9 protein-coding genes are annotated in these 13,065 nt (G+C 35.8%); all 9 read left to right on the top strand.

The annotated features are described in order from the left end of the window. The first annotated feature begins 20 nt into the window (after positions 1-20). The 9 genes from C0430_RS05015 (at position 21) to C0430_RS05055 (ending at position 13,051) form a co-directional block, all read left to right on the top strand. On the top strand, positions 21-1,502 hold the full coding sequence (locus C0430_RS05015) for a family 10 glycosylhydrolase (RefSeq protein WP_290866123.1): 1,482 nt from the start codon (positions 21-23) through the stop codon (positions 1,500-1,502). 3 nt (positions 1,503-1,505) lie between these two features. Beyond that, the gene (locus tag C0430_RS05020; RefSeq protein ID WP_290866126.1) at positions 1,506-2,948 is read left to right on the top strand and encodes a sodium:solute symporter; all 1,443 of its coding nucleotides are present in this window, start codon (positions 1,506-1,508) and stop codon (positions 2,946-2,948) included. 196 nt (positions 2,949-3,144) lie between these two features. Then, positions 3,145-3,966: an alpha/beta hydrolase family protein gene (locus C0430_RS05025; RefSeq protein ID WP_290866128.1), complete on the top strand. Its 822-nt coding sequence runs from the start codon at positions 3,145-3,147 to the stop codon at positions 3,964-3,966. Between the two features lie 10 nt (positions 3,967-3,976). Beyond that, a complete protein-coding gene (locus C0430_RS05030) occupies positions 3,977-5,815 on the top strand; it encodes a PQQ-binding-like beta-propeller repeat protein (RefSeq protein WP_290866130.1) in 1,839 nt (612 codons plus the stop codon). Positions 5,816-5,898: 83 nt separating this feature from the next. After that, positions 5,899-8,403 (top strand): family 20 glycosylhydrolase, encoded by a 2,505-nt coding sequence (locus C0430_RS05035; RefSeq protein ID WP_290866132.1) that lies wholly within the window; start codon positions 5,899-5,901, stop codon positions 8,401-8,403. Positions 8,404-8,415: 12 nt separating this feature from the next. Then, positions 8,416-9,720: a serine hydrolase gene (locus C0430_RS05040; protein ID WP_290866134.1), complete on the top strand. Its 1,305-nt coding sequence runs from the start codon at positions 8,416-8,418 to the stop codon at positions 9,718-9,720. Between the two features lie 35 nt (positions 9,721-9,755). After that, the gene (locus tag C0430_RS05045) at positions 9,756-10,895 is read left to right on the top strand and encodes a DUF1343 domain-containing protein (protein ID WP_290866136.1); all 1,140 of its coding nucleotides are present in this window, start codon (positions 9,756-9,758) and stop codon (positions 10,893-10,895) included. A 38-nt stretch (positions 10,896-10,933) separates the two neighbouring features. Continuing rightward, complete coding sequence (locus C0430_RS05050) at positions 10,934-12,121, top strand: DUF1343 domain-containing protein (RefSeq protein WP_290866138.1); 1,188 nt, start codon at positions 10,934-10,936, stop codon at positions 12,119-12,121. A 6-nt stretch (positions 12,122-12,127) separates the two neighbouring features. Beyond that, complete coding sequence (locus tag C0430_RS05055; RefSeq protein WP_290866140.1) at positions 12,128-13,051, top strand: metallophosphoesterase; 924 nt, start codon at positions 12,128-12,130, stop codon at positions 13,049-13,051. The last annotated feature ends 14 nt before the right edge of the window (positions 13,052-13,065 follow it).

Below are 13,065 nucleotides of genomic sequence, written 5' to 3' on the forward strand. Positions count from 1 at the left end.
TTATCTAAAAAATGTTAATTATGAACAACCTAAAGTTTGTAATTCTATTGTTATTGTTCCAAACAAATCTTTTTAGCCAACAGTCGCCAAAAAGAGAAATGAGGGCAGCTTGGATTTCCACGGTAGATAATATAGATTGGCCTTCAAAACCAGGATTGTCGGACAAAGAGATGAAGTCAGAAATGATAACACTTCTGGATAACTTACGGTCCAATAATTTGAACACCGTAATTTTCCAAATCCGTCCCACGGCCGATGCTTATTATAAATCAACAAAAGAACCTGCTTCTCATTGGATTACAGGCATTCAAGGAGTTGCTCCAGGTTTCGACCCGCTCCAATTAATGATTGATGAAGCCGGAAAAAGAGGAATGGATGTCCACGTTTGGCTCAATCCCTATCGCGTACAAAAAGACACGACAAAAGACGTGCTTTCAAAAAAACATTTATATTTCAAAAAACCAGAACTGTTTCTAACTTATGGAAAAACAAGGTATTTTAATCCAGGTTACAAAGAAACAAGGGATTTTGTATCGTCAGTAGTAGGTGAAATTGTCAGAAATTATGACATTCAGGCCATACACATGGACGATTACTTTTATCCTTACAAAATCACGGGGCAAGAATTTCCCGACCAAAAAGCATTCGAAAAAGAACCGCGACAATTCAAGGACAAAGAAGAATGGAGAAGAGACAATGTAGATTTAATAATTAAACAAATCAGGGACACCATAATTGCAAACAAACCAGAGGTAGAATTCGGAATTTCGCCTTTTGGAGTGTGGAGAAACAGATCCAAAGATTTGGAAGGTTCCAACACCGTGGCGGGAGTTACAAATTATGACGATTTGTATGCCAATATTTTGAAATGGCAAAAAGAAAACTGGATTGATTATGTTACTCCACAACTGTATTGGCACATTGGTTTTGAAAGAGCCGATTTTGAAGTCTTGGCAAAATGGTGGGCAGAACACAAATACGGAGCAAGAGTTTATGTAGGCCACGGCGATTATCGCATTTCAAAAACTTCAAAAGATGTACAATGGAGAAGTCCAGATCAAATTGTCAAACAAATAGAAATGATTCGGTCGTTGCCATTATTAGACGGTTCGATGCACTTCACGGCATCCACTTTTCTAAAAATGGGAGATACTTTGAGAAAGCCCATTACTGAAAAACAATATAAACACATAGCATTAGCACCAGAAGCAAGTAGAATTACCAAGATTGTTCCCCTATCGCCTATCAAAGCCGTAATGGTCAAAAAAGGGAATAAAACACTTCTTGCTTGGCAGCCAGGAGCGAACAATCATAAGTTTGTAATTTATAGATTTCGCAAAGGGAAAATAACTGATTTCTCCAATTCCGAGAATATTTATTATGTCACAACAAGTAAAATATTAGAAGTAGCAAATCATGATTTGAAAGATTATGTATATGCAATCACTGCTTTGAGTCAAACACAAACAGAAAGTACACCCATACAATTTATATCCAAATAGAAAATGAATCCATACACCGTTTTAGCCGTTATAGCAGTTTATTTTATTGTTATTTACACCATTTCATATATCTCGTCGCGTAAAGTTGATAATGCAGGTTTTTTTGTCGGAAACCGTCAATCCTCATGGTATGTCGTGGCTTTTGCCATGATAAGTTCCAGTATATCGGGAATAACCTTTATTTCTGTACCGGGAATGGTTGCCGAAAAAAGTTTTTCGTATCTGCAAATGAATCTAGGATTTGTGGTAGGACAATTTACGATTGCTTTCGTTTTGGTGCCTCTTTTTTATAGAATGAATGTCGTGTCCATTTATGAATATCTAGAAAATAGGTTTGGAATGTCGTCCTATAAAACGGGTGCGTGGTTTTTCTTTGTTTCTAAAATGTTGGGAGCTTCCGTACGATTGTTTTTAGTTTGTGTGGTATTGCAATTATTGGTTTTCGAACCATTGAATATTCATTTTATTTTCAATGTTATTTTCACGATAGGCCTAGTTTGGTTGTATACGTTTCAAGGAGGCGTAAAAACACTAATTTGGACAGATACCTTGAAATCGGTTTGCTTGATCGTGTCATTGGCACTTTGCATTTATTTTTTGGCAAGCAGCCTAAATTATACGCCTGTAACGATGGTTTCGTCCATCTTTGAGCACAAATATTCTCAAATGTTCTTTTTTGACGATGTAAACGACAAACGTTTTTTCTTCAAACAATTTTTGGCAGGTGTTTTTGTAATGATTGCCATGACGGGACTTGACCAAGATATGATGCAACGTAATTTGAGTTGCAAAAATTCTAAAGATTCCCAAAAAAATATGGTCATCAGTGTTATATCGCAATTTTTCATCATTGTGCTTTTCTTAATGCTTGGTGTTTTGAGTTATACTTTTGCCGAACTCAATGGAATCACGGTAGAAAAAAGCGATCAATTGTTTCCTAAAATTGCAACGGGAGGTTATTTCCCAATGATTGTTGGAATTCTATTCATCGTAGGATTGATTTCGGCGGCTTATTCTGCAGCAGGTTCTGCGCTTACGGCTTTGACAACTTCTTTCACGATTGATATTCTTGGTGCCACCCGCAAAAACGGAGAAGCCGGAGTAAAACGCATCCGAATGGCGACTCACATTGCCATGACTGTTGTAATGGGAATTGTTATTATAATATTTGAAGCCCTAAACAAAACTAGCGTTGTCGATGCCGTTTACATTCTTGCCAGTTACACTTATGGCCCAATTCTGGGAATGTTTGCTTTCGGAATTTTGAACAAAAGCAAAATCAAGGACAAGTATATTCCCTACATCGCCATTGCGGCACCGATAGTGTGCTATATTTTGGATAAAAACTCGGTGGAATGGTTCAATGGTTATCAATTTAGTTATGAATTACTGATAATGAATGCTTTGTTTGTCTATATCGGAATGTGGTTTATTAAAAAAAGATAATCCAAATAAAAAATAGTTCTAATAATACCCCTTTCATTTAGCACTTTGACTGTGTTGAATACAGAAAACCTGGATATAATTCGAACTTCCGTAGAACTAAAACAGAAAATACCTGTGACAATTTTTAGAGATTGTTTGAAATAAATTTCTTAAGAAAAATTAATGTTTTTTCTTAATATAAAGACACCATAATGCAATGAAAAAAACAATCTATTTATTAGTTTTTGTATCGATATTTTTTTCTGCCAAAGCGGCTAAAGTTGATACTTTAGAAGTTTTTAGTGCTTCAATGCAAAAAAACATAAAAACCTGCGTCATAACTCCTGAAAGTTATAAAAAAAGCAACAAAAAATTCCCCGTTGTTTATTTGCTACACGGATACAGTGGAAATTATTCGACTTGGGTGAAAAGCTTTAAAGAAGTTGCGCAACAGGTTGATAAATATGATTTTATAGTGGTGGGTGTTGACGGAAATTATTCAAGTTGGTATTTTGACAGTCCAATTGATCCCACGTTCCAATATGAGACTTACATCATCGACGAATTAGTTCCCTTCATAGATAAAAAATACAAAACCATTGCAGGTTTAGAAGGAAGAGCAATATCAGGTCTAAGTATGGGTGGACACGGCGCCTTGTATTTATCCTTCAAGCATCAAGAAGTATTTGGAGCAGCGGGAAGTATGAGCGGAGGTGTTGATTTTCGTCCATTTTCTGAAAAATGGGATATAAAAAAACGCTTGGGTTCTATAACGGAATTTCCTGAAAACTGGGATAAAAACACGGTTGTCAATATGCTTGAATTGGTAAAAGACAACCATTTAAAACTTATTGTTGATTGTGGTGTTGATGATTTTTTTATTGATGTAAACAGGGAACTGCACCAAAAGATGCTGGCTTTAAAAATAAATCACGATTATGTAGAACGTCCAGGGAAACATAATATTGAATATTGGGAAAACTCTTTAAAGTTTCAATTGCTATTTTTTCATAATTTTTTTAATGATAAAGTAAAATAAATAATTGCTCATGAAATACCTGTTTTCCAAAATAGTATTAATTTTTATAATAGCATCCGGATTTTCTCAAAAAGCAGAAAAATCAGGAAACATCAAGTTTGTGCAACTTACTGATTTGCACGTTTCCGTGGGCAACGAAAATGATTTTCTATTGCAAAGCATGGTCAAAGAAATCAATAATTCGGATTATGAATTTGTAATTGTAACCGGAGATTTAACCAATCGTGGCGCCGATGATGAACTGAAACAAGTCCATTCCACTCTTGCTAATTTAAAAATTCCATATTATGTGATTTCTGGAAATCACGAAACAAACTGGAGCGAAAGCGCGGGTTTAACGTATAAAAAAATATGGGGCAACGATAGATTTGCATTTTCAAAAGGTGATTATTTTTTCATCGGATTTCCTTGTGGACCTTACATGAAAATGGGAGATGGCTTTGTAAAACACGAAGATGTGCTCTGGCTTGACAAAACCTTAAAAGACAGTTTAAAAAACAACAATAAAAAAGTCCTGAACTTTGCCCATTATCCGCTAGACAATAGTGTCAGCAATTATAAAGAAGTACTTTCGGTATTAGAAAAATATCCTACAGTGGTCAGTTTTTGCGGTCACGGACACACTTTAAAAAAATATGATTTCTCTGGTTTGAGTGGTGTTATGGGAGCATCTATTACCTCACGCGATGGAAAAACAAAAAGCTATAATGAGGTAATCATCAGCAATGACAGTATCCGTATTTATCAGAAAGAGATTGATAAAGCCAGTGTTTTCAAATTTTCAGTTCCATCAAAACCTTCAAAAATAGAAATTCCGAAAGATAATTCCGGAAACAACTTTACTCCGTTCGTAAAAGACGTTGCCTCAATTTATAATCTTCCTTCTTTCGACAAAAAGAACCTTTATTTCACTAATTCCATTGGAGAAATACATTCTGTTAATTTGAAAAACAAAACGCTGAATTGGAAAGTAGCAACAGGAAATGCAATTTATTTCTCACCAATAATTGTAAAGAATACCCTTGTTATTGGTACAATAGAAGGAAATCTGTTAGGATTTGATAATAAAACAGGCAAGCAAAAATGGAATACTCCTGTTGGAGGGGTTTTGGTAGGTTTGCCAATTGTCGAAAACAATACACTTTATACAGCGAGTTCATCGGCATTCATTTGCATTGATGCTGCAACTGGTCAATTAATTTGGGAAAATAAATTACCACAATCTTATTCGCAGGGAACTCCTTTAATTCAGGATGACAAAATAATTTTCGGAACCTGGGATACCAATATCTATTGCTTGAATAAAAATACAGGAAGTTTTATTTGGAAATGGAATAACGGTAACGATAAACAAATCTTGTATTCGGCAGGAAATGTAAATGTGGCTTCGTCAAAAAGCCGACTTTATTTTGTTACTCCCGAACGTTTCTTGACCATTTTAGAAATAGAAACCGGTAAAACACTTTTAAGAACTTCTAAATGGAAAGTGAGAGAATCTATGGGGAAAAGCCAAGACGGAAAGTGGTTTTATGCTAAAACAATGAATGGTGAACTTTTAAGATTGCCCCTTAATGATGATCTCGAATTGACAGAAGAAAACCTCATTGCACAAAGTAAAGTTTTGGATTTAAAATTAGATTACGATCATAATCCTGCACCAATATTAGAAAATAAAAGCAAAATATATATTGGAAGCCGAAAAGGCGAAGTTGTCATTGTCGATGCTGAAAAATTTGAGATTATAAAACAAATCAATATGGGGAGTTCCAGCGTAAATGGATTTTCGATCGATAATAAAGGTAATGTTTGGACGTCGCTTATAGAAGGTGGAATTTATTTATTAGACTAAGGTTTGGTAATGGATTTAGCCAATTTGAATACAAACCGAAAGCAACCAAATAATAATTGTAGCAAAATAAAAAAGATACAAAAATGAAAAAAAGCATTCTACTAATTGCCGTTTTATTTAGCACTTTGAATGTGTTAAATGCCCAAAAACTGGATATAATTCCAACTCCAGTAAAAATAAAACAGAAAGAAAAAGTATTTGTAATTCCTGCATCGGTCCAGATTGTTGTCGACAAAAAACTGGAGAAAAGTATGGAATTTATAGGAAGTAATTTTTATAAAAACACGGGGATTGCTCCAACAATTGCTATTGGAAATAAACAAAAAAAAAATGGAATCCAGTTTTTGGTAGATGAAAAAATGAGTCTTCCCAATGACGGCTATAAATTGAGCGTAACAAAAAAATGTGTTGTCGTAAAAGGAAAATCTTCAAAAGGTGTCCTGAATGGTTTTCAGACTTTGTTGCAAATTAGTTCTGCAAAAGAGGTAAAAAAAGGTACAATTCCTTTGGTAAAAATAGAAGATTATCCTCGTTTTGAATGGCGTGGAATGATGCTCGATGTGTCCAGACAATTTTTCGATAAAGAAACGGTCAAAAATTATATCGACTGGTTGGCAGCACACAAAATGAATGTTTTTCACTGGCATCTAACAGATGATAATGGCTGGAGAGTTGAAATAAAATCAATGCCTGATTTGACTTTGAAAGGCGCTTGGAGAGGCCCAGGAGAAGTATTGTTGCCTTCGTATGGTTCAGGAAATAAGCGTTACGGAGGTTATTATACTCAAAACGACATCAAAGAAGTCGTTGCTTACGCAGCAGCTCGCGGAGTAGATATTATGCCAGAAATCGAGATTCCGGGACATTCCCGCGCAGTAACCGCAAGTTATCCTGAAATTGGTTGTGTCACAACTGAAGAAACAAAAAGTGTGCAAGGGGAAGTGAAAAATGTTTGGTGTGTTGGTCGAGAAGAAAATTACGAAATTTTGGATTCTATCATAAAAGAACTCACCGGAATGTTTCCTTTCGATTACATTCATGTGGCGGGTGACGAAGTAAATACGTCCACTTGGAAACAATGCCCAAAATGCACAGCCTTGATGGAAAAACAAGGTTTTACAGATCCGTTTCAACTACAGAATTATTTCTTTAAACGTGTCGAAAAAATTGTGGAAAAGTACAATAGAAAAACTACGGGTTGGAACGAAATCATGGAAGGTGGCGAGTTGAGTCCCAATACAGAAATTTTTGCTTGGCAAGGCATCAGTTACGGAATAAAATCGGCACAAAAAGGGCATAAAACCATTATGATGCCAGGCCAATATCTATATTTTGACATGGCTCAGTCAGAAAACGAACGCGGTCACCGTTGGGCAGCCATTACGGATACCAAAAGAGCCTATTCGTTTGAACCTATTCCTGAAAATGATTTAACACCTGAACAACAAAAATTGATAAAAGGTGTCCAAGGCGGCTTGTGGAGCGAATATCTTGACCGTCCAACACGCTTTGTAGAATACCAAAGTTATCCAAGAATTTCTGCTTTATCAGAAATTGGTTGGTCACAAAAAAAGGATAAAAATTGGGATAATTTCTACAGTAGATTGACCAATAGTCATTTGCAACGTCTTGCCAATATGGGAATTGCTTTTAGGGATTTTCCTCCAACGGCAACTTACAAAAATGGAATCATTACAGTGACACCGCCTTATGAAGGTGCCATTGTTCGCTATGATGCGCAAGGAAATGAGCCTACAAGACAATCTCCTTTATATACAAACCCAATTCCAACAAAGGAGTACGAAAGATACCTGTTCCGTACTTTTTTCAATGAAAATTCCGCAAGTCCAGCGGTAAAAGTAGAAAAACCAGCGGTAGCCAATTGGAACACTTCCAAAGTTGAAATTATCAAAATTTCCGAAAATATTTCCGAAAACGTGGACAAGAACGGAATTTGGTACTTGGATTTTGTACCAACAACAGATAATTCTAACGCTGGAGTTATTAGAGAAGTTTCCTTATTTGAAAATGATAAATTGATACAAACGTATTCAGAAGAAAAAACGTTACGATCAAAACCTCGTATGCGGTTTGTGATAGACAATTACAACGAACAAAACACCTATCGTTTGGATTTCACTATCGAAAATAAAGAAGCAAAAGAATCTTCTGCCAAAGTGAATTTCAATTGTTCACCTTATCTCGAACCAGAAGTAAAAGTCACTTCATCGATGATGGAAAACCCAAAATTCCCTATTGCAAAATTAGAGGATTACAATATCGAAACGTACTTGCGAACAGGTGTTCCTTGTGCAAATGGCGACTGGATTTTATACACTTTCACCAATCCTGTTACTTCTTCCAAAATTGACGTTTTGACAGGAATTCCGCACCATCCGCGATTCATCGTGAATGATGGCTATGTTGAATATTCGTATAATGGAATTGACTTTGAAAAAGGCGATAATTTTGATTATGGAAATGCTTCAATTTATCCAAAACAACCCGTAAAAGCGGTTAGAATAATGATTACAGGAACCAATAATGAGCCTACTGTTGCTGCTCAAGATTTGAGAATTAATCCATAATTAGGGAAAAAGATGAAAAAATTAACGATTGGAATTGTACTTCTTTTTGTGATTCTAATAGGAATCAGTTGTCGCTCTGCAAAGAATTCGAAAACATCTTTTGATACAACGAAAAATGAAGTTTTCATCGATTCGATGATGAATAATGCGCTCGAAAAAGGTTTTTTCCCGGGAGCACAAATCATTGTGGGAAGTAAAGATGCCATTTTTATTTCCAAAAATTACGGGTATCACGATTACTCAAAAAAACAACCGGTAACAACCGATGATGTTTACGATTTGGCTTCCATGTCGAAAGTTTTGGGAGCTACCGTGGTGGCAATGCGTTTGGTTGGAGAACATAAAATAAAGTTGGACGACAAATTGGGCGAGGTTGTTCCAGTTTATAAAAACACGCCAATTGCCAGTTTGACTCTTTTTGAATTACTGACGCATACTTCGGGACTAAAATCAGGAATCACTTTTTATCAAAGCCTGCTCACCACTTCCGACGGTTTGCCTTTTCTAAGTAAAGAAAAATCGGAAAATTATCCCGAGTTATTTGACAATTTGTACGTAAACAAAAATATGGTTTATGACACAAAATACCTTTCTTTCGAACCAAAAGAGAATTATGTCCAGGTCTATAAAAATATGTGGTTGAATCCCGAGTTTTACAAATCGGTTTATGAAAAAATAGCTTTGGCCAATACCAATCCACGTGGCAAATATTTGTACAGCGACTTGAATTTGATTCTGGTACAACAAATGATGGAAACCAAAACTGGTGTAACCCTCGACAAGTTGGCGAAAGAAATTTATACCGAATTAGGAATTATAAAAATAGGTTACAACCCAGTAAAATGGACTTCGAAAGATGCCATAATGCCCACAGAAATTGACAATTTCTTCAGACGAGATACCCTTCAAGGTTATGTTCACGATGAAGCAGCAGCGATTTTGGGAGGTGTTTCAGGAAATGCGGGCTTATTCGCCAATGCAAAATCAATCTCGGTAATTTGCCAAATGTTCCTTAATAATGGAACGTATCAAGGAAAACAAATTCTAAAATCCAAAGTGATAAAACAGTTTACGAAATCACCACTTGCCAAAGAAGGCATTTATCGTGGACTTGGTTTTGACAAACGTAAACCTGATGAATTTTATCAACAAAATCATTTTGGACATACCGGTTTTACAGGAACATTTTTCTTCATAAACCCGGACAACAACAGGTTTTTGATAGTTCTTACCAATCGCGTAAATCCCACCCGAACCAATCGACTGATGTACAAAGATGATTTTTGTCCAAAAATTTGGAAAGAAATAAACAACTAAAAGAAGAAATTATAAATAAATTAAAAAATCATTTCATGAAAAAACTAACCCTAATCTGTTTGCTGATTGCAACGGTTTCTTTAGCACAAAACATAAAAACTGGAGCAGAGAATTTCGAAAAATATTTGCCTTTATTGAAAGGCAAGAACGTTGGAATTGTAACCAATCAAACAAGTATTATTGACGAGAAAACACATTTGGTCGATTTTTTATTGGCCAAAAATATAAAAATCAAAACCATTTTTGCTCCAGAACACGGTTTCCGTGGTAAGGCTGATGCCGGCGAACATGTGAACGACGAAATTGATGCAAAAACAGGCTTGCAAATCGTTTCCCTTTACGGAAAAAACAGCAAACCAAAGCCGGAACAACTTCAGGGAATTGACGTCGTGGTTTTTGATATTCAAGATGTGGGCTCTCGTTTTTATACTTTTATTTCGACACTTCACATTGTCATGGAAGCTTGCGCCGAAAATAATGTTCCGATTATTGTATTGGATAGACCCAATCCAGTCGGAAGCATCGTTGACGGCCCTATTCTTGAAAAAGAATTTACGAGTTTTGTGGGAATGGACGCTATTCCAATTTTGCACGGAATGACTTTTGGCGAATATGCCAAAATGCTGAATGGAGAAAAATGGTTGAAAGATGGTGTTCAATGCAAATTGACGGTTATAGAATGTAAAAATTACAAAAGAGAAATGCCGTATAGTTTGCCAGTAAAACCATCTCCAAACTTGCCAAACGACCAGTCCATAAATTTATACGCCAGTTTGTGTTTGTTCGAAGGAACGAATGTAAGCATGGGGCGCGGAACGGAAACACAATTCCAAATTTACGGTTCTCCCTACTTGCTAAAAAGTGATTTCGTATTCACGCCAAAACCTAATTTTGGTGCAAAAGAACCCACTTACAACGGCGTTTTGTGCTACGGAGAAGATTTGACCCAATACCCAAAACTGGATAAAATTGAGTTGAAATGGCTTATAAAAGCTTACAACACTACTTCGGACAAATCTCGTTTCTTCAATAAATTTTTCACAAGATTGGCTGGAACCAAAAAATTGCAAGAGCAAATTGAAGCCGGAGTTTCGGAAGAAGAAATTAGAAATAGTTGGAAAGAAGGGTTGGACACTTTCAAAAAAATCAGGGCGAAATATTTAATTTACAAATAAAAGATTCTATTGGTCGAACTAATTAACAAGAGCATTTTATGAATCAAATCACTAAAAATATCGCAAGTCTTTTTTTATTCATTTCCCTATTTGGATATGCTAATCCGATACTGGAATCTGGAATAAAATCAGGAAAAGAAATTGTTACGGGTGCCGATAATTTCAAGGCCTATTTGCCCTTGTTGAAAAACAAAAAAGTTGGAATAGTGACCAACCAAACGGGAATTTTGACCAATAAAAAACATTTGGTTGATTTTTTGGTGGAGAAAAAAATTAAAATCAAGACCATTTTCGCTCCAGAACACGGATTTCGAGGTACTGCCGATGCTGGTGAACACGTATCTGATGATATTGACCAAAAAACAGGTTTGCCAATTGTCTCTCTTTATGGAAAAAACCAAAAACCAAAACCAGAACAATTGGAAGGCATTGACATCATGGTTTTTGATTTGCAAGATGTGGGAACCCGCTTGTACACTTACGTTTCCACCATGCATCGAATTATGGAAGCTTGTGCAGAAAACAACATCCCCTTAATTGTATTGGATCGCCCCAATCCAAATATTGCCATTGTTGACGGGCCGGTTTTGGACATTGCTTTCAAAAGTGGAATTGGGATGCACCCTACTCCATTGCTTCACGGAATGACTTTTGCCGAACACGCAAAAATGATCAATGGAGAAAAATGGTTGAAAGATGGAATTCAATGCAAATTAACAATTATTCCTTGCCTTAACTACGACAGAAGCAAGAGTTACAGCTTGCCAGTGAGGCCTTCGCCAAATTTGCCCAATGACCAATCCATCAATTTATATGTCAGTTTATGTCTTTTTGAAGGCACTAATGTAAGCATGGGACGTGGAACTGAGAAACAATTCCAAATTTATGGTTCTCCTGATTTACCAAAAAGCGATTTTGCATTTACTCCAAAACCTAATTTTGGTGACAAAGACCCTTTGTATAATGGAATAAAATGCAATGGAGAAGATTTATCAGCAATTCCAAGAATTAACAGGTTGGAAATTAAATGGCTCATCAAGGCATACCAAACAACTGCAGATAAATCTAAATTTTTCGACAAAAGAAAGTTTTCCATACGTGCTGGAAATGAAAAATTACAGCAGCAAATAGAAGCAGGACTTTCTGAAGAAGAGATAAGAAATAGTTGGAAAGAAGGTTTGGAAAACTTCAAGAAAATGAGACAGCAGTATCTAATTTATAAATAGCAGAAAATGGATAGAGGTACTTTTATTAAAACATCTTTGCTTTCGGCTGCTGTTCCTTTATTAGGATTTGGAACACCTACAGAAAGCAGGAAATCCACTCCCCTTCGGTTCGCTCATCTTTCAGATATTCATGTAAAAAAAGGCATTATTCCTGAATCCGGAATGGCAAAAGCGTTGCAATCTGTAAATTCATTAAAAGACAGTCCTAGTTTCATTATCAATGGAGGTGACTCTATTATGGATTCACTTGAGGCAAATAAGGAAGAAACCCAATTGCAATGGGATATTTTTAAGAGAATTCTAAATGAGAATAACAAATTACCTATCCATCATTGCATTGGAAATCACGATATATGGGGTTGGTTTTCGAAGGTTCCAGGCATTGATAATGAACCTCTTTACGGAAAAAACTGGGTTGTGGAAACTTTACAAATGCCTAAGCGTTATTATCAATTTCAAAGTGGTAAATGGCATTTTGTCGTTTTGGACAGCACCCAATTAAACCCTCTTGGAGGCTATATTGCAAAAATTGACGATGAACAATTTGTTTGGCTAAAAGAAACATTGAATGCCATTCCGAAAGACAATCATATTTGTATTGTATCGCATATTCCCATATTATCTATTTGTGCTGGTTTGTTTTTTGAAAAAAATGAGCCAAATGGTGATCGATTATTAAAGCGAAATTTAATGCACACAGATTTTATACAATTGAAGGAACTTTTTATTCAACATCCAAATGTGAGATTAGGAATCAGTGGACATATTCATTTGCAAGATGAAATTGAATATTTAGGAGTTAAATATTATAATAATGGAGCTGTTAGCGGCAAATGGTGGAAAGGTAATTTTCAAGAATTTGCGCCGGCTTATGCCATTATGGAATTATTTGATGATGGAACTTCCCGAAGAATAATGTGTGAGTGTTAATGTAATAAAATAAA

The organism is Flavobacterium sp. (genome assembly GCF_013823965.1).
GTDB lineage: Bacteria > Bacteroidota > Bacteroidia > Flavobacteriales > Flavobacteriaceae > Flavobacterium.